Genomic DNA, 17,390 nt, shown 5'->3' with positions numbered 1-17,390 from the left:
CAATATCTTTTATTCAAAATAAGAGGCCATTAAAAAAACGTATTTCTCACGCTGCAATAATGAAAATTTCATATCGCTGCATTTTTTCGTGATCCCTTGCACACTTAGTTAATTAATTGCTGGTCGATTAACAAATTCGTCACATTGTCGCTTGACGAAACATTCATCGCTTTTATATTGACCGTATTAAATAAGAAACAGAGTTTCATATATGAAACAAAAGCCTGGAGGATCGTGATGAGCTGGATAGGCGTATGTGACGCAGAGCAAGTACAGGAAGATTTCCCTTTTAGCGGCAACGTCGACGGTAAAGAGATCGGCGTTTACCTGATCGACGGTGAATATTACGCGCTGGAGGACGTATGCCCGCACGCCTATGCCCTGCTGAGTCAGGGCTTCGTGGAAGACGGCAAGGTGGAATGCCCGCTGCACGAGGCGGTATTCGACGTCAAAACCGGTCAGTGCTTGCACGGCCCCGGCGGGCGCAACCTCAACCGCTACCCGGTTCGGGTCTTTGAAAACCAGATTCAGATTACCTTCGTCGAGGAGACCGTGGCATGAGCGACACCCTGAACTTCAACCCGGCGCTGCCGGAAAGCCGCCAGTTTACCCCACCGGCAGAGGGCGGTAATGGCGCCATTCATAAGCCGGGTGATTACACCAACCTGATCTGGCAAACCCGCAGCCGCGAGCCGGAAAGCTGGGAAGTGAAGCTGATTGCGACGCTGGAAGATCTCTTCGAGCAGGGCGTTGAAACCTTGCCGGAGCTGGTAAGCGGGCTGAACGCGGTGCGCATGCACGACCAGCAGGGCGAGCCGTGGAGCGACGCCAGCTTCCAGGCATTCTTACAGGTTAACGGCTACTGAGGGCAACGCGATGACGACGACCGTACAACATTATCTGGATAAAGGCCTGCGTGGCCTCTGGTATCCGGTGCTGGCGAGCTGGGAAGTGCAGTCTGCGCCGGTGGGCATCACCCGCCTGGGCGAGCAGATTGTGGTCTGGCGCAATAAAGATGGCCAGGTGCAGGCGCTGGAGGACCGCTGCCCGCACCGCGGCGCGCGCCTGTCGATGGGCTGGAACCTCGGGGACCGCATTTCCTGCTGGTATCACGGCGTAGAGGTGGCGGGCAACGGCGAAGTGAAAGACGTGCCCGCCGTAGATAAATGTCCGCTGGTCGGCCAGCAGTGCGTGCGCAGCTATAGCGTGCAGGAGGCGCACGGCGCCATCTTCCTCTGGTTTGGCGTCACCGCGGACCAGCAGCCGGACGAACTGACCTTCCCGGATGAACTCGCCGACACGGAAAACTTCAGCAACTTCCTCTGCACCGCCGCGTGGAAATGCAATTACCAGTACGCGCTGGAAAACGTGATGGACCCGATGCACGGCACCTATCTGCACTCCTCGTCGCACTCGATGGCGGAAGGGGATCGCAAGGCTGACATGGTGCTCCAGCCGACCAAAACCGGTTTTATTTTCGAGAAGAAAGGGCAGAGCGGCGTCAATTTTGACTGGGTGGAGCTGGGTAATAGCGGTACCTGCTGGATGCGCCTCTCCATTCCGTACAAGAAGCGCTTCGGGCCGGGCGGCCACTTCTTTATCGTCGGCATGGTGGTGCCGGAAGATAACGACAACTGCCGCGTCTTCTTCTGGCGCATTCGCCGGGTGCAGGGCTGGCAGCGCGATATGTGGCGTTTCATGTACCGCAACCGTCTGGAAAAACTGCACTGGGAAGTGCTGGAGCAGGACCGCGTGGTGCTGGAAAGCCTGGCGCCAAACGCGCGCGATCATGAGTACCTGTATCAGCACGACGTCGGTCTTTCGCGCCTGCGCCGCATGATGCAAAAGGCCGCCAAAGAGCAGCTGGCGATGCGTGAAGCACAGCAGGGAGCCGCCTGATGAACGGGCTGCTGAGCGGCAAGCGCATCGTCATAACCGGCGCCGCGCGCGGGCTGGGCTTTCACTTTGCCAAAGCCTGCGCGGAGCAGGGCGCGGCGGTGGTGATGTGCGACATCCTGAAGGGCGAGCTGGCCGAAAGCGCCCACGCCCTGAGCGAGCGGGGCTATGCGATCGAACCGCACGTTATCGATCTGGCCGATCCACAGTCCATTGAGCAGGTGTTCAGCGCCATTGGCGAGCAGGGTCAGATCGATGGCCTGGTGAACAACGCGGCGATGGCGACGGGCGTCGGCGGCAAAAACATGCTCGATTACGATCCGGATCTCTGGGATCGGGTGATGAGCGTCAATGTCAAAGGCACCTGGCTGGTGACGCGCGCCGCCGTGCCGCTGCTGCGTGAAGGGGCGGGCATTGTGAACGTGGCGTCCGACACCGCGCTGTGGGGCGCGCCGCGCCTGATGGCCTACGTCGCCAGCAAGGGGGCCGTCATTGCCATGACCCGATCAATGGCGCGCGAGCTTGGCAAAAAGCGCATTCGAATCAACGCCATCGCCCCGGGATTAACCCGCGTCGAGGCAACCGAATATGTGCCGGCCGAGCGGCATCAGCTTTACGAAAACGGTCGCGCATTAACGGGGGCGCAGCAGCCGGAGGATGTCACCGGCAGCGTGGTCTGGCTGCTTAGCGATCTGTCGCGGTTCATCACCGGACAGCTGATCCCGGTCAACGGCGGTTTTGTCTTTAACTAAGGTAGGGCGATGATGGCAAACGATCAGGAAGTGAAGTATCTGGTGCCGGGGCTGGAGCGCGGTTTACAGCTGCTGTTGGCCTTTGGCGAGCAGCATCGCGATCTGACTTTTGCCGAGCTGCACCGGCTGGTAGATATGCCGAAGGCGACCGCCTATCGCGTGGTGCAGACGCTGGAGTACATGGGCTTTCTGGAGCGCAACACGCGCACCAATACCTTTTCGCTGGGCATGAACGTGCTGCGTCTTGGCTTTGAGTACATCGCCTCGCTGGACGTGGCGCAGGTCGGCCAGCCGGTGATCGAGCAACTGCGCGACGTGAGCCAGTGCAGCAGCCATCTGGCGATCCGCGACGGGCGCGACATTATCTACATCGCCCGCGTCAGTGCCGCCGGGTCGCGTATCAACCAGGTCAGCATTGGTACCCGTCTGCCGGTGCACTGTACCTCGCTGGGCCGCATGCTGTTGACCGATATTTCCCGCGCTGATTTCGAACAGCTGTTCCCGCATGAGCGTCTGCCGGGCAACACGCCGGGGCAGCTTCACGACCGTGAAGCCCTGTGGCAGATGGTGCAGCAGGACAAAGCCCGCGGGTATGTCATCGGCGAATCCTTCTTCCGCCACGGCATCTCTTCCATCGTCTACCCGGTGTATGACCGAAGCGGCCGCGTGGCGGCGGTAGTCAGCATTCTGGTGCCGTCGGAGGAGATCCCGCAGAGCGACCGCGAGCGCCTGCAAAACGAGGTTCGCCTTGCGGCGGATAAAATTTCTGGCTTCTTAGGGTATCTATCACAGGCCAGTTAAATCAGTGAGTTAACGTCAGGCGCTTGACTGCGTCGGGCATGTTTTACGCCCAATCTGGGCCAGATGAGGCAACGAACGATGAGTGTAACCGGAATTGAAAAGCTGGAATTTGGTGTGGAAGACCTGACGCACTGCGCCAAATTTATGCGTGATTTTGGCCTGACGGGCGATGCCAGCGGCCAGCGTTTCACCACCCTGAGCGGCGCGCGCGTGGAGCTTAACCCGATCGACAGCCCCGACCTGCCGCCCGCGTTTGAAGCGGGCAACACCCTGCGCCGCATGACCTGGGCGGTTGCCAGCCAGTCTGAGCTGGACGCGCTGCGCCCGAAGCTGGCGCAGCAGCCCGGCTTTCGCGAAGTGGGCGACGCGCTGGAATGCCTCGATCCGAACGGCATGACGCTGCGCGTGCAGGTGACCCAGCAGACCGACGTGGAGCTTAACGTCGAGCCAATAAACCAGTGGGGCGACGCCCGCCGTATCGACACGCCCAGCCCGGTTTACGATCGCGCCCAGCCGATCAACGTGGGGCATGTGGTGTTCTTCGTGGAGGAGCTGGCGGCGGTGGAAAAATTCTACCGCGAGGTGCTCGGCTTCCAGGTCTCGGATCGCTATATCAACCGCGCCGTGTTCCTGCGCTGCGGCGTGCGTGGCGGCCATCACAACCTGTTCCTGCTGCAACTGCCGAACCGCAAGCGCGGCCTTAACCACGTGGCCTTCACCGTGCGCGATATCCACGAGGTGATCGGCGGCGGTATCGCGATGAATAAACATGACTGGAGCACCTTTATCGGACCGGGACGTCATCCGGTGTCGTCGGCGTACTTCTGGTACGTCAACAGCCCGACCGGCGGCGCGTTTGAGTATTACACCAACGATGATTACCTGACGGAAAACTGGCAGCCGCGCGAGCTGGAGCATTCCCTGGTCTCCTTCACCGAGTGGGCGGTGGAAGGCGGGATTGACCACGACACGCGCCGTCAGCAGAAAAAGCCGGAGGCGGTATGACATCGCGCATTGTCATTATCGGCGGCGGCCAGTCAGGCGGCTGGGCGGCGAAAACCCTGCGTGACGAGGGCTTCGACGGCGAGATTTGCGTGGTAGCGGAAGAGGAATGGGATTTCTACGAGCGGCCGCCGCTGTCAAAAGCGTCTCTGCTGGAACCGGACGCGGCGCTCCCAAGGCTGTTTACCGACGAGGTGCAGCAGGCGCTGAACCTGACCTGGTACCGACCGCTGCGCGCTGAATCTGTCGATCGCGATGAAAAAAAAGTCCTTCTTAGCAACGGCGAGCAGCTTAGTTACAACATCCTTTTAATCGCTACCGGCGGTCGGGCGCGCCTGCCTTCGCAGGCGTGGGCCAGCCATCCGCAGGTCTATACCCTGCGCCACTGGCAGGACGCGCAGCGCCTGAAAAGTCGCCTGTCGGAAAGTCACAAACTGGCGATTATCGGCGGCGGCTGGATTGGCCTTGAGATTGCCGCTTCCGCGCGGAAAAGCGGCGTGGCGGTCACGCTGTTCGAGCAGCAGCCTGCGCTGTGCATGCGCTCGGTGAGCGGCGAGGTGTCGCAGCGCCTGGAGGCCATCCACCGCGAGCAGGGGGTGGAGATCCGTACCGGCTGCGGCGCGCTGGAGCTGGAGGACGACGGCGGCCTGCCGGTCGTCCACTGCGACGGCAACCGTGAAACCTTTGATGCAGTGGTGGTGGGGATCGGCGTCGATCTCAATCTGGAGCTGGCGCGTGACGCGGGGCTGAAAACCGGGCGCGGGATCGTGGTGGATGCCCAGGGACGCACCTCGGATCCGTTCATCTTTGCCGCAGGAGATGTCGCCCAGCACCATCACTACGGCTTGTGCATCCAGTCCTGGGCCTTCGCCCAGAATCAGGCGGTGGCGACGGCGAAAGCGATGCTCAATCCCGATGCGCCAGGTTATGACGACGCGCCGTGGCTGTGGTCGGATCAATACCAGCACAACATTCAGATCCTCGGCATTCCGCAGGCAGGCTGCCGAACGATATTGCGTGAAGAGGCGCTGTACTTCTCGCTGGACGACAACGGGCGGCTAACGCAGCTTGTGGCGTTCAACGATGCGCGCACCGTCAAGCTGGCGAAGCGCTGGATGGCGGCAGGGCGGGATCTGTCGGACGTACCGCTTGCCGACCCGACATTTTCACTGATGTCACTGCGATAGCTAACCCGCACCCGTAGGGGGAGAAATGACCACACTAGAGACTAACACCGCGCCGGTTGAGGCGAGCGGTGAGGGGACCCGCACGCCCGAAAAAGCGGTGCGCTGGGCCATCCCGCTGTCGCTGCTGGCCTGCGTGCTGCTGGCCTTTTTCGACAAAATCAGCATCGCGGCGCTCTTTTCGGATACCCATTTCCAGCAGGCGATGGGCATTGATTTCGACACCACGCGTCTCGGCATTCTGATGAGCGCTTTCCTGCTGAGCTATGGCTTCTCATCGGTGTTTTTAAGCGGTTTAGGCGACAAAATCGCGCCGCTGCGCCTGCTCACCGGGATGATGGCAGTGTGGTGCGTGCTGATGGTGGCGATGGGCTTTACCCATAACTACACGCTGATGATCGTCCTGCGTATTCTGCTGGGCGTGGCGGAAGGACCGCTGTTCCCGCTGGCCTTCGCCATTGTACGCCACAACTTCCCGCAGCATTTGCAGGCGCGCGCCACCATGCTGTGGCTGCTGGGCACCCCGGTGGGCGCGGCGATTGGTTTCCCGCTCTCCCTCTGGCTGCTGAACACCTTTGGCTGGCAGAGCACTTTCTTTGTGATGGCCATGCTTACCGTGCCGGTGCTTATCTTTGTGCGCATTGGTCTGCGCGGTATCCGCCTGGAGGCAAAACCCGGCACCTCGCAGGCGTCCCGGGACGAGCGGCGCGCGGCGCGGCGCGAGCTGTTTGTCAGCCCGCACTTCTGGATCATCTGCATCTTTAACATCGCTTTCCTGACCTACCTGTGGGGCATCAACGGCTGGTTGCCTGGCTACTTAATTAAGGGCAAAGGCATCCACCTGGAGCATGCGGGCTGGCTGTCGTCGATGCCGTTCATCGCCATGCTGGCAGGGGAAGTGATTGGCGCGTGGCTCTCTGACCGGGTCGATAAGCGCGCGGCGGCCTGCTTTATCTCGATGGCGGGGGCGGCGGTAGGCCTGGCGGCGGTGATGCACCTGGATACCCCGCTCGCCATCATTGCGGCGATGAGCTTCAGCACCTTTATGTGGGGCACCGGCGCGCCCAACATTTTCGCCCTGCTGGCGAAGGCCACCCATCCCCGGGTGAGCGCCACGGCGGGCGGTATCTTCAACGGGCTGGGAAACTTTGCGGGCGCGCTGTCGCCGGCGGTGATGGGCGCGCTGATCGCTTTCACCCACAGCATGGATTCCGGGCTGGTTTTTCTGGCGGTGATGGCGGCGGTGGGCTGCGTCCTGTTACTGCCGCTGCTGAGACGTTACTGAGGAGAGTGTCATGACTGATTCAACCGTAACCAACAAAACAGGCATCAAACCTGACCATCTGACGATGGAAGAGTGGGTCGAGTCGCGCATCGCGCGCTTCGAAGGCCGTAAATACGACTGGAACGCGCTGAAGTTCCAGGCCGATTTTGATCCGAAATATCGCCGGGCGCAGATGCGCTACATCGGCACCGGCGCAACCGGCGTGGCGAACGACACCAATACCGTGCAGGCGGATCATTTTACCTTCTCCACCATGGTGCTGCCGTCGAAGTGCGAAGGACCGCTGCACCTGCACGACGACGTGGAAGAGGTGTTCTTCATGCTCAAGGGGCAGATCACGCTGATGATCCAGGACGGCGACAACTACACCGAAACCGTGCTGCGCGAGCGTGACCTGATCTCCGTTCCGCCGGGCATCTATCGCGGCCTGTTTAACCACGGCGAAGAAGAGGCGCTGATGTGCGTCATGCTGGGGACCAATAAGCCGGAAATCCCCACCTATCCGTCCGACCATCCGCTTTCCAAAGTGAAGCGGAACTAAGGGGGCATGATGACGGGTTTTCGTGAACAGGGAAGCGGCATTCCGCTGATGCTGCTGCACGGGATCAGCTCCGGCGCCGCTTCCTGGCACAAGCAGATGGCGCTGAACGGTTTTCGCGTGCTGGCGTGGGACATGCCCGGTTACGGCGAAAGCCCGATGCTGGCCGGAGCGCGGGCAAACGCGGGGGATTACGCCGACGCGCTGGCGGCCATGCTGGATCGCGCCGGTGTCTGGCAGACAGTGCTGGTCGGCCATTCCCTGGGGGCGCTGGTGGCCAGCGCCTTTGCGGCAAAGTTCCCGGATCGCGTCATTCATCTGGTGCTGGCCGACGCGGCGCAGGGGTACGGCAATGCCGCGCCGGAGCAGCGGGAGCAGGTCTGGCGCAACCGCGAGCAGCAGATGGCGCTGGGGGGCGAAATCCTCGCCCAGACCCGCGCCCCGAAGCTGCTGCGCCCCGGCGCGCGCGCGGAAGATATCGCCACCGTCGCGGCGGGCATGCGGGTGCTGCGCCCGGAAGGCTACCTTGCCGCCTCGTGGATGCTGGCGCATGACGACATCCACGGCTGGCTGAAGCGTTATTCCGGCAGTTTTGAAGTCTGGTGCGGCGAGCAGGATGCCATCACCCAGCCGGAGCTGGTTCAGGGTCTGGCGCTGCGCTACGGCATGTCGTTTATCGCCATTCCGCAGGCCGGGCACGCCAGCTATCTCGATAACGACGCGTTTTTCAACCAACAGCTTTTACGCATTAACGAAGAGGTGCGCGATGAATGCACAAATTGACGGGCGCGTAGCGGTAGTCACCGGCGGTTCTTCCGGCATTGGCTTTGAAACGCTGCGCCTGCTGCTGGGAGAAGGGGCGAAAGTCGCCTTCTGCGGCCGTGACGCGGACCGGCTCGCCAGCGCCCATGCGACGCTGCAAAACGAATTTCCTCACGGGGAGATTTTCGCTTACCGCTGCGACGTGCTGAATGCCGACGAAGTTCAGGCCTTCGCGGATGCGGTGCAGGCGCGTTTTGGCGCGGCGGATATGCTGATCAACAACGCCGGGCAGGGCTTCGTGGCGCACTTCCATGACACGCCGCGCGAGGCGTGGCTGCACGAAGCCGAACTCAAACTGTTCGGGGTGATTAACCCGGTGCAGGCGTTTCAGCCTCTGCTGGAGCAATCGGACATTGCCTCTGTTACCTGCGTCAACTCCCTGCTGGCGCTACAGCCGGAGGAGCACATGATCGCCACCTCCGCCGCTCGTGCCGCGCTGCTGAACATGACGCTGACGCTCTCGAAAGAGCTGGTGGGCAAGGGCATTCGCGTCAATTCCATACTGCTCGGCATGGTGGAATCCGGTCAGTGGCAGCGCCGCTTTGAACGCCGGGCGGACAAAAGTCAAAGCTGGCCGGAGTGGACGGCGGATATCGCGCGCAAGCGTGGCATTCCAATGGCGCGCCTCGGCAAGCCGCAGGAGCCCGCGCAGGCGCTGCTGTTCCTCGCCTCGCCGCTGGCCTCGTTTACCACCGGCGCGGCGCTGGACGTTTCCGGCGGCTTCTGCCGCCATCTGTAAGGACACATCATGAAAAAGGTAATGTTGATTGGTTTTGGCGCCATGGCGCAGGCGGTGATTGAGCGCCTGCCCGCCGGCGTGGCTATCGGCTGGATCGTGGCGCGCGCGTCTCACCATCCCGCCATTCACGACCAGTTTGGCAATGCGGTCGAGGCGCTGACGTCGCCGATGGCGTGCGCACAAACGCCGGATCTGGTGCTGGAATGCGCCAGCCAGCAGGCGGTGGCCCAGTACGGGGAAGAGATCCTGCGTCGCGGCTGGCATCTGGCCATCATTTCCACCGGCGCGCTGGCGGACAGCGCGCTGGAGCAGCGTCTGCTCGCCGCGGGCGGAAAACTGACCCTGCTTTCCGGTGCGGTGGCCGGTATCGACGGGCTGGCGGCGGCGAAAGAGGGCGGGCTTGAGCGCGTTACCTATCAGTCGCGCAAAAGCCCGGCCAGCTGGCGCGGCAGCTATGCCGAGCAGCTTATCGATCTGAATGCGGTGTCAGAGGCAAAGGTTTTCTTCGAGGGCAGCGCCCGCGAGGCGGCGCGCCTGTTCCCGGCGAACGCCAACGTGGCGGCGACCGTGGCGCTCGGCGGCGTCGGGATGGACGACACCCGCGTGCAACTGATGGTTGACCCGGCAACGAAACGTAACACCCACACGCTGCATGTCGAAGGATTATTCGGCGAGTTCCATCTGGAACTGAGCGGACTGCCGCTGGCTTCTAATCCTAAAACCTCCACCCTGGCGGCACTGAGCGCGGTGCGCGCCTGCCGCGAGCTGGCCCTGAGCTGAGGAGTGACGATGGACGATCTGAAGATTTTTATCGGCGGCCAGTGGCGACGCGGCGGCGGCAACCCGATGCAGAGCCACTTTCCGGCAGACGGGTCGATCAACGCGACGCTGAATGCCGCCAGTCTGGATGACCTGGAGGAGGCGGTAGCCGCCGGAGAGCGCGCCTGGCGCGATCCCGCATGGCGTAACAGTCTGCCGCACATGCGCGCGAAGATCCTGCATAAAGTTGCCGATCTTATTGAATCCCGCGTCGATGCGCTGGCGCAGATGCAGAGCCGTGATAACGGCAAGCCGCTGGCGGAAGCACGCGGGCTGGTGATGAGCGCGGCGGGAACGGCGCGCTACTTTGCCGCCGCCTGCGAGCTGCTGGAAGGGGAACTTCCGACGCCGCGCCAGCCGGATCTGCTGACGCTGAGCTGCTACGAGCCCCTTGGCGTGGTGGCGGCCATCACGCCGTGGAACTCGCCGATTGCCAGCGAAATGCAGAAGGTCGCACCGGCGATTGCCGCCGGGAACGCGGTGATCCTCAAGCCCGCCGAAGCCACGCCGCTGATGGCGCTGGAGCTGGCGCGGATTTTTGAACAGGCCGGGCTGCCCGCCGGGCTGCTGAGCGTCCTGCCGGGCAAAGGCTCGGTGATTGGCGATGCGCTGGCGCGTCATCCTCGCGTGCGGAAAATTTCCTTTACCGGCGGCACCACCACGGGCCGTCATCTGGCGCACGTGGCGGCGGAAAAACTGATCCCGGCCTCGCTGGAACTGGGCGGCAAATCGCCGACCATCGTGCTGGAGGATGCCGATATCGAACAGGCCGCGCGCGGGATCTGCTACGGCATTTTCAGCTCGGCGGGGCAGGCGTGTATCGCCGGGTCGCGGCTGTTTATCCACGAGAGTATTTACGCCCCGCTGATGGCGCGACTGCTGGAATTAACACGCGGGCTGCGCGTCGGACATCCGTTTACCGACGGCGTCCATGTAGGACCGCTGATCAACGAAAAACATCGCCAGAGCGTGATCCAGTACGTCGAACTGGCGAAGCGTGAAGGGGGCCGCGTGCTGTGCGGCGGCGAGATCCCCGCCGATCCCGCTCTGGTAAACGGCAGCTTCTTTCTGCCAACCATTATCGAAGGGCTGAGCAACAGCGCCCGCGCCTGTCAGGAAGAGATCTTCGGCCCGGTGCTGGTGGCGATGCCGTTTGGCGATGAAGCCACGCTTATCCACGAGGCGAACGACTCGGTGTACGGCCTGGCGGCGGGGATCTGGACGCGCGATACCGGTCGCGCCCTGCGTCTCAGCGAGCAGCTGGAGGCAGGCACGGTGTGGATCAACACCTACAAGGTTTTTGCGATTTCGACCCCGTTCGGGGGCTTTAAAGAGAGCGGTCTGGGCCGCGAGAAGGGTATCCAGGGGCTGAAAGCCTGGATGCAACAAAAGAGCATTTATCTGGCGACGGGTAACAGCGTCAACCACTGGTGCGACTGAGAAAGGGTGAGCAATGAGCGAAATGATAACCGTCGGCGACGCCATCGCCAGAACGCTGGAGCAGTATCAGGTTGAGGCCATCTACGGCGTCATCTCCATTCACAACCTGCCGATCGCGGATGCGGTTGGGCAGCGGGGCAATATCCGCTTTGTGCCCGCGCGCGGTGAAGCCGGTTCCGTCACCATGGCCGATGCTCACGGGCGCTTTTCCGGCCTCGGCGTGGCGCTGACCAGCACCGGCGCGGGGGCCGGGAACGCGGTAGGCGCGCTGGTGGAAGCCATGAATGCCTGCACGCCGCTGCTGCATTTAACCGGGCAGGTTGAGAAAGCCTGGCTGGACGCCGACACCGGGTTTATCCATGAAACCCGTGACCAGCTGACCTTCCTGAAGGCCAGCTCAAAACGGGCGTACCGCGTCAGCAATGCGAATCAGGCGATAGCCATTCTGCATAAAGCCATCCAGGACGCGCAGACCCCGCCGTGCGGACCGGTCTCGGTGGAAATCCCGATTGATATTCAGAGCGCCAAAATTCCGCTGTCGCTGGTAACCGCTCCGATCAAACCGGTATCGGCTCCGGCCGTGGATACCGGAATGGTTGACGCGCTGTGGGCGCAGCTCAAACAGGCGAAACAGCCGCTGCTGTGGCTGGGCGGCGGGGCGCTGGGTAGCGCTGAGGCAGTGAAAAAACTGGCGGATGCGGGCATCACCGTGATTTCCAGCACCCACGCGCGCGGCGTGCTGCCGGACAACCACCGCGCCAGCCTTCGCGCGTTCCATAATTCGCCGTCGGTTGAGGCGCTGATTGCGCAGTGTGATTTTACGTTGGTGGCCGGTTCTCGCCTGCGCAGCAACGAAACCCGATCCTGGACGCTTGAGCTGCCTTCCCCGCGGGTGCAGCTCGATATCGACCCGGCGGCAGCAAGCCGTAACTATCTGATGGATAGCACGTTGATAGCCGATTGTTCCGCGCTGCTTGGCGCGCTGGCTGAAAAAGTGCAGGGCCGCGAGTGGGGCAACGCCCAGTGGGATACGCAGGTACAGCAGGCTGTCGGGCAAGCTGAGCAGGGGCTGCGCGAGCAGTGCGGCGCCTATGCGAAGCTTAACGACGCCATTGAGAAAGCCCTGCCGAAAGACGGCCTGCTGGTGCGCGATATCACCGTGTCCGGCAGCCTGTGGGGTAGCCGCCTGTTCAGGGCTAACGGTCCGCTGATGAATATTCACTCCCTCGCCGGGGCGATTGGCATGGGCCTGCCGATGGCTATCGGCACCGCGATTGCCAACCCACAGCGCAAGGTGGTGGGGCTGGTGGGCGACGGCGGCCTGAGCCTCAATTTAGGCGAACTGGCGACGCTGGCGCAGGAGAAAGCCAACGTGACGCTGCTGATCATGAACGACGGGGGCTACGGCGTAATGCGTGGTATTCAGGATAAATATTTTGGCGGGCGTCAGTATTATAACGCGCTGCATACGCCGGATTTTACCCTGCTGGCGCAGGCGATTGGTCTACAGGCCTGGAGCGTTGAGCAGGCCGAGGATTTTGACGCGGTGATGATGGAAGCGCTGGCGATGCCGGGGCCGTCGGTGGTAGAGGTGCGGATGGGGCAGATTGGCGCCCTTAAGTTTGCCGGGCCTCCACAGAAAACGCTGTACTGATTGAGTCTTGTTGCCCGGTAGCGCGGCGCGCACCGGGCCGGAGTATTATTTAATACCGTCTGCCGCCATGCGGTCACGGATATGCTGCGCGCGTTCAACGGAGGCCGGGTGATCGTCAAACATGGAGCTTTGACGGCCTTCCTCCAGTTTCGCCAGTTTTTCGAAGCTGGTGGCTAAACCTGATGGATTGATGCCGCGTTTGCGCAACAGATCGTAAGAGTAGTCATCCGCTTCCGACTCCTGACGCTGGGAGAACTGGGAGTTAACCAGTTTCTCACCCACGTCGCCCAGCTGCGACTGGGACAGGCTGCCGACAATGCCGCCCGCAGAGGCCGCCGCTGCACGCACGGCATTGGTGCCCAGCGCAACCTGCATCCCTTTCTTCACGTGACCCAGAGCAACGTGACCCATTTCATGGCCGATCACCGCTTCCACTTCGTTGTCGGTCATCATGTCCATCAGGCCGCTGTATACGCGGATACAGCCGTTAGCCATCGCGAAGGCGTTGACGTCTTTCGCCATATACACCTTGTAGTTCACCGGCTGACCGTTAATGTTGTCGCCCAGCGCGGAAGCAATCTTGTTCAGACGCTGCGTGTAGGTGCTGTTTGCCGGGGCAAGCGTAGCTTTTCCATCCATATCCTTACAGGCCTCGTCGCTCAGCGCTTTCACCTGCGCATCGCTCAGTGAGTAGGCCTGAAAAGCTTCTGCGCCTGAGGTCATCAGGCCGTTAGAATCCATATTCTGACAGCCGCTTAGCAGGAGCGTTGTTCCCACAGCCAGCCCGATTGCACGCATTTTCATGATGTTGCTTCCGTACTCGTTAATCTGAATTAATTCCGAAAAATGCACCGTCAACGAAGCCGGTGTCGGGCTAAGTATAAGGAATATCTACAGGGGCGGGCGAGCAGATTGCGCAACATGCGAGCATGATCCAGAGATTTCTTAAGCTGCCAAAGAATGGTCCATGTACATGCCCTGCGGCTTGGGTTACATTGTTGGCACTTTTTTCCGGCGTAGCCCAAAACGCGCTGTCGTCAAGGGCATGGCCTTTAACAGTCCGATCTGGAGTTAAAATGTCCTCACGTAAAGAGCTTGCTAATGCTATTCGTGCGCTGAGCATGGACGCAGTACAGAAAGCCAAATCCGGCCACCCGGGTGCCCCTATGGGCATGGCTGACATCGCCGAAGTCCTGTGGCGTGATTTCCTTAACCACAACCCGCAGAACCCGGCATGGGCAGACCGCGACCGTTTCGTGCTGTCTAACGGCCACGGCTCTATGCTGATCTACAGCCTGCTGCACCTCACTGGCTACGATCTGCCAATCGAAGAGCTGAAAAACTTCCGTCAGCTGCACTCCAAAACTCCAGGTCATCCGGAAGTAGGCTACACCGCTGGCGTTGAAACCACTACCGGTCCGCTGGGTCAGGGCATCGCTAACGCCGTAGGTATGGCGATTGCAGAGAAGACCCTGGCGGCGCAGTTTAACCGTCCTGGCCACGACATCGTTGACCACTTCACCTACGCCTTCCTGGGCGACGGCTGCATGATGGAAGGCATTTCTCACGAAGTGTGCTCCCTGGCAGGCACCCTGAAGCTGGGTAAACTGGTTGCGTTCTACGACGACAACGGCATTTCCATCGACGGCCACGTTGAAGGCTGGTTCACTGACGACACCGCCGCACGTTTCGAAGCCTACGGCTGGCATGTTGTGCGCGGCGTTGATGGCCACGATGCTGACTCGATTAAACGTGCCGTAGAAGAAGCGCGCGCCGTGACCGACAAACCGTCCCTGCTGATGTGCAAAACCATCATCGGCTTCGGTTCTCCGAACAAAGCGGGCACTCACGACTCCCACGGCGCACCGCTGGGCGACGCGGAAATTGCACTGACCCGTGAAGCGCTGGGCTGGAAACACCCTGCCTTCGAAATCCCGTCTGAAATCTACGCTCAGTGGGATGCGAAAGAAGTGGGTCAGGCGAAAGAAGCGGCCTGGAACGAGAAGTTCGCGGCTTACGCGAAAGCCTTCCCACAGGAAGCGGCTGAGTTCACCCGTCGTATGAAAGGTGACATGCCGTCTGACTTCGACGCCAAAGCGAACGAGTTCATCGCGAAGTTGCAGGCGAACCCAGCCAAGATCGCCAGCCGTAAAGCATCTCAGAATGCGATCGAAGCGTTTGGCCCTCTGCTTCCAGAATTCCTCGGCGGCTCCGCTGACCTGGCGCCATCAAACCTGACCCTGTGGTCCGGATCTAAGCCAATCAACGAAGATACTGCCGGTAACTACATCCATTACGGTGTACGTGAGTTCGGTATGACTGCGATTGCCAACGGTATCGCTCTGCACGGTGGTTTCCTGCCGTACACTTCTACCTTCCTGATGTTTGTGGAATATGCACGTAACGCCGTGCGTATGGCTGCGCTGATGAAACAGCGTCAGGTGATGGTCTACACCCACGACTCCATCGGTCTGGGCGAAGATGGTCCAACTCACCAGCCAGTAGAGCAGGTGGCTTCCCTGCGCGTGACCCCGAACATGAGCACATGGCGTCCATGTGACCAGGTTGAATCTGCGGTGGCGTGGAAATACGGCGTTGAGCGTCAGGACGGTCCAACCGCGCTGATCCTCTCCCGTCAGAACCTGGCGCAGCAGGAGCGTACTCCAGAGCAGCTGGCGAACATCGCACGCGGTGGTTACGTGCTGAAAGATTGCGCGGGCCAGCCTGAGCTGATCTTCATCGCCACCGGTTCAGAAGTTGAACTGGCCGTTGCCGCATGGGAAAAACTGTCTGCCGAAGGCGTGAAAGCGCGTGTGGTTTCTATGCCTTCTACCGATGCGTTCGACAAGCAGGATGCCGCGTACCGCGAATCCGTACTGCCTAAAGCGGTCTCCGCTCGCGTGGCAGTGGAAGCGGGTATCGCAGACTACTGGTTCAAATACGTGGGTCTGAACGGCGCTATCGTCGGGATGACCACGTTTGGTGAGTCTGCGCCAGCTGAACAGCTGTTTGAAGAGTTCGGCTTCACCGTTGAAAACGTTGTCGCTAAGGCGAAAGAACTGCTGTAATTGTTTGTCCGGTGCGGGCTGATGCCCTCACCCTGGCTCTCTCCCACGGGGAGAGGGAGAATAAAGTAGGCCGGGTAAGCGCTAACGCGCCACCCGGCTTTTTTGTAAGCATTATTCCACCCAAAATGTGACGCAAGTCATATAGCTCGCTTATTCATCTGGACAGACATTCCTTTTATTCCTCGATTCGCTTATTCTTGCTGAAGCGTTTCAGTCGATTAAATGTTCGACAATTGACCAATCAATCGCAGTTTGTGACAGCAAGGATTCCCCTTCGGGCGTCGCTGGATTACTCTTTCAGCCACCTCAAACTCAGGGATAGCTTTGCAGGAGATCTATGACCGTACGCGTAGCGATTAATGGCTTCGGTCGCATCGGGCGCAACGTGGTTCGTGCTTTATATGAATCCGGGCGTCGTGCGGAAATCACCGTGGTGGCAATCAATGAACTGGCGGATGCTGCGGGCATGGCACATTTGTTGAAATATGACACCAGCCACGGTCGCTTTGCCTGGGATGTTCGCCAGGAAAGGGAACAGCTGTTCGTCGGTGACGATGCCATCCGCGTACTGCATGAGAACAGTATTGAAGGGCTGCCCTGGCGCGAACTGGGTGTGGATGTGGTGCTGGACTGTACCGGCGTGTACGGTAACCGTGAACATGGCGAAGCGCATCTGAATGCTGGCGCGAAAAAAGTGCTGTTCTCCCATCCCGGCAGTAACGACCTCGACGCCACCGTCGTGTTTGGTGTTAACCAGCACGAGCTGCACGCTGAACACCGCATTGTCTCCAACGCCTCCTGCACCACCAACTGCATTATTCCGGTCATTAAACTGTTAGACGATGCTTATGGCATTGAATCCGGCACCGTGACCACGATTCACTCCGCCATGCACGATCAGCAGGTAATCGACGCCTACCATCCGGATTTACGACGCACTCGCGCGGCGAGCCAGTCAATCATTCCGGTGGATACGAAACTGGCTGCCGGGATCACCCGTATTTTCCCGCAGTTTAACGATCGTTTTGAAGCGATTGCCGTGCGCGTTCCGACGATAAACGTCACCGCAATCGATCTTAGCGTGACGGTGAAAAAACCGGTAAAAGCCTGTGAAGTCAACCTGTTGCTGCAAAAAGCGGCACAGGGAGCATTTCATGGTATAGTTGACTATACGGAATTACCGTTGGTCTCAGTAGATTTTAACCACGACCCGCATAGCGCCATCGTGGATGGCACGCAGACGCGAGTCAGTGGTGCGCACCTCATCAAGACGCTGGTCTGGTGTGATAACGAATGGGGCTTTGCTAACCGAATGCTCGACACCACGTTAGCCATGGCCGCGAAAGGTTTCAGGTAGAGCGCACCTTGCGCTTGCAAAACTTTAAGAATC

At 60.5% G+C, this 17,390-nt stretch carries 17 protein-coding genes; 16 read left to right on the top strand and 1 reads right to left on the bottom strand.

Features of this window, described 5'->3' with window-relative positions; translation table 11 throughout:
- Positions 1-237 precede the first annotated feature (237 nt).
- The 14 genes from DD597_RS10440 (at position 238) to DD597_RS10375 (ending at position 12,932) form a co-directional block, all read left to right on the top strand.
- The gene (locus tag DD597_RS10440) at positions 238-561 is read left to right on the top strand and encodes a non-heme iron oxygenase ferredoxin subunit (protein ID WP_003860044.1); all 324 of its coding nucleotides are present in this window, start codon (positions 238-240) and stop codon (positions 559-561) included.
- On the top strand, positions 558-866 hold the full coding sequence (locus DD597_RS10435) for a recombinase-like helix-turn-helix domain-containing protein (protein ID WP_022651826.1): 309 nt from the start codon (positions 558-560) through the stop codon (positions 864-866). Before DD597_RS10440 ends, DD597_RS10435 begins: the two co-directional genes overlap by 4 nt.
- Positions 867-876: 10 nt before the next feature.
- Complete coding sequence (locus DD597_RS10430; RefSeq protein ID WP_129256161.1) at positions 877-1,899, top strand: aromatic ring-hydroxylating dioxygenase subunit alpha; 1,023 nt, start codon at positions 877-879, stop codon at positions 1,897-1,899.
- Entirely contained in the window at positions 1,899-2,648 is a 750-nt protein-coding gene (locus tag DD597_RS10425; protein ID WP_129256160.1) for an SDR family oxidoreductase, read from the top strand. The genes DD597_RS10430 and DD597_RS10425 overlap by 1 nt, the downstream gene beginning before the upstream one ends.
- A 12-nt stretch (positions 2,649-2,660) precedes the next feature.
- Positions 2,661-3,449 (top strand): IclR family transcriptional regulator, encoded by a 789-nt coding sequence (locus DD597_RS10420; RefSeq protein WP_003860053.1) that lies wholly within the window; start codon positions 2,661-2,663, stop codon positions 3,447-3,449.
- A 78-nt stretch (positions 3,450-3,527) separates the two neighbouring features.
- On the top strand, positions 3,528-4,454 hold the full coding sequence (locus tag DD597_RS10415) for a VOC family protein (protein WP_129256159.1): 927 nt from the start codon (positions 3,528-3,530) through the stop codon (positions 4,452-4,454).
- The gene (locus tag DD597_RS10410) at positions 4,451-5,638 is read left to right on the top strand and encodes an NAD(P)/FAD-dependent oxidoreductase (protein WP_129256158.1); all 1,188 of its coding nucleotides are present in this window, start codon (positions 4,451-4,453) and stop codon (positions 5,636-5,638) included. Before DD597_RS10415 ends, DD597_RS10410 begins: the two co-directional genes overlap by 4 nt.
- Positions 5,639-5,663: 25 nt before the next feature.
- Positions 5,664-6,920, top strand: coding sequence for an MFS transporter (locus DD597_RS10405; RefSeq protein WP_099544153.1), 1,257 nt, complete (start codon positions 5,664-5,666; stop codon positions 6,918-6,920).
- Positions 6,921-6,930: 10 nt separating this feature from the next.
- The gene (locus DD597_RS10400; protein ID WP_017382915.1) at positions 6,931-7,461 is read left to right on the top strand and encodes a cupin domain-containing protein; all 531 of its coding nucleotides are present in this window, start codon (positions 6,931-6,933) and stop codon (positions 7,459-7,461) included.
- Between the two features lie 9 nt (positions 7,462-7,470).
- Positions 7,471-8,241 (top strand): alpha/beta fold hydrolase, encoded by a 771-nt coding sequence (locus DD597_RS10395; RefSeq protein ID WP_129256189.1) that lies wholly within the window; start codon positions 7,471-7,473, stop codon positions 8,239-8,241.
- On the top strand, positions 8,225-9,019 hold the full coding sequence (locus DD597_RS10390; protein ID WP_129256157.1) for an SDR family oxidoreductase: 795 nt from the start codon (positions 8,225-8,227) through the stop codon (positions 9,017-9,019). The genes DD597_RS10395 and DD597_RS10390 overlap by 17 nt, the downstream gene beginning before the upstream one ends.
- Before the next feature lie 9 nt (positions 9,020-9,028).
- On the top strand, positions 9,029-9,799 hold the full coding sequence (locus DD597_RS10385; RefSeq protein WP_022651821.1) for an aspartate dehydrogenase: 771 nt from the start codon (positions 9,029-9,031) through the stop codon (positions 9,797-9,799).
- A gap of 9 nt (positions 9,800-9,808) precedes the next feature.
- Positions 9,809-11,278: an aldehyde dehydrogenase gene (locus DD597_RS10380; protein WP_045342417.1), complete on the top strand. Its 1,470-nt coding sequence runs from the start codon at positions 9,809-9,811 to the stop codon at positions 11,276-11,278.
- A gap of 13 nt (positions 11,279-11,291) precedes the next feature.
- Positions 11,292-12,932: a thiamine pyrophosphate-binding protein gene (locus DD597_RS10375; protein ID WP_032610093.1), complete on the top strand. Its 1,641-nt coding sequence runs from the start codon at positions 11,292-11,294 to the stop codon at positions 12,930-12,932.
- 45 nt (positions 12,933-12,977) lie between these two features.
- Here the strand turns inward: DD597_RS10375 and DD597_RS10370 are convergent, their stop codons facing one another.
- Entirely contained in the window at positions 12,978-13,736 is a 759-nt protein-coding gene (locus tag DD597_RS10370) for a M48 family metallopeptidase (protein ID WP_003860073.1), read from the bottom strand.
- 272 nt (positions 13,737-14,008) lie between these two features.
- Between DD597_RS10370 and tkt the strand changes: the two genes are divergently transcribed.
- A complete protein-coding gene (gene tkt, locus DD597_RS10365) occupies positions 14,009-16,000 on the top strand; it encodes a transketolase (RefSeq protein WP_023314810.1) in 1,992 nt (663 codons plus the stop codon).
- Between the two features lie 337 nt (positions 16,001-16,337).
- Positions 16,338-17,357, top strand: coding sequence for an erythrose-4-phosphate dehydrogenase (gene epd, locus DD597_RS10360; RefSeq protein ID WP_003860076.1), 1,020 nt, complete (start codon positions 16,338-16,340; stop codon positions 17,355-17,357).
- Positions 17,358-17,390: the final 33 nt, after the last annotated feature.

It is taken from the genome of Enterobacter cloacae complex sp. 677-3DZ2D5B (assembly GCF_004136695.1).
GTDB lineage: Bacteria > Pseudomonadota > Gammaproteobacteria > Enterobacterales > Enterobacteriaceae > Enterobacter > Enterobacter hormaechei_C.
The sequence above is the reverse complement of the archived record's forward strand: the minus strand, read 5'-3'. Positions and strand labels throughout refer to the sequence as shown.

Coding starts and splice junctions, on each gene's coding strand:
- DD597_RS10440 (WP_003860044.1), top strand. CDS start 238: ATGAGCTGGATAGGCGTATGTGACGCAGAGCAAGTACAGGAAGATTTC.
- DD597_RS10435 (WP_022651826.1), top strand. CDS start 558: ATGAGCGACACCCTGAACTTCAACCCGGCGCTGCCGGAAAGCCGCCAG.
- DD597_RS10430 (WP_129256161.1), top strand. CDS start 877: ATGACGACGACCGTACAACATTATCTGGATAAAGGCCTGCGTGGCCTC.
- DD597_RS10425 (WP_129256160.1), top strand. CDS start 1,899: ATGAACGGGCTGCTGAGCGGCAAGCGCATCGTCATAACCGGCGCCGCG.
- DD597_RS10420 (WP_003860053.1), top strand. CDS start 2,661: ATGGCAAACGATCAGGAAGTGAAGTATCTGGTGCCGGGGCTGGAGCGC.
- DD597_RS10415 (WP_129256159.1), top strand. CDS start 3,528: ATGAGTGTAACCGGAATTGAAAAGCTGGAATTTGGTGTGGAAGACCTG.
- DD597_RS10410 (WP_129256158.1), top strand. CDS start 4,451: ATGACATCGCGCATTGTCATTATCGGCGGCGGCCAGTCAGGCGGCTGG.
- DD597_RS10405 (WP_099544153.1), top strand. CDS start 5,664: ATGACCACACTAGAGACTAACACCGCGCCGGTTGAGGCGAGCGGTGAG.
- DD597_RS10400 (WP_017382915.1), top strand. CDS start 6,931: ATGACTGATTCAACCGTAACCAACAAAACAGGCATCAAACCTGACCAT.
- DD597_RS10395 (WP_129256189.1), top strand. CDS start 7,471: ATGACGGGTTTTCGTGAACAGGGAAGCGGCATTCCGCTGATGCTGCTG.
- DD597_RS10390 (WP_129256157.1), top strand. CDS start 8,225: ATGAATGCACAAATTGACGGGCGCGTAGCGGTAGTCACCGGCGGTTCT.
- DD597_RS10385 (WP_022651821.1), top strand. CDS start 9,029: ATGAAAAAGGTAATGTTGATTGGTTTTGGCGCCATGGCGCAGGCGGTG.
- DD597_RS10380 (WP_045342417.1), top strand. CDS start 9,809: ATGGACGATCTGAAGATTTTTATCGGCGGCCAGTGGCGACGCGGCGGC.
- DD597_RS10375 (WP_032610093.1), top strand. CDS start 11,292: ATGAGCGAAATGATAACCGTCGGCGACGCCATCGCCAGAACGCTGGAG.
- DD597_RS10370 (WP_003860073.1), bottom strand. CDS start 13,736: ATGAAAATGCGTGCAATCGGGCTGGCTGTGGGAACAACGCTCCTGCTA.
- tkt (WP_023314810.1), top strand. CDS start 14,009: ATGTCCTCACGTAAAGAGCTTGCTAATGCTATTCGTGCGCTGAGCATG.
- epd (WP_003860076.1), top strand. CDS start 16,338: ATGACCGTACGCGTAGCGATTAATGGCTTCGGTCGCATCGGGCGCAAC.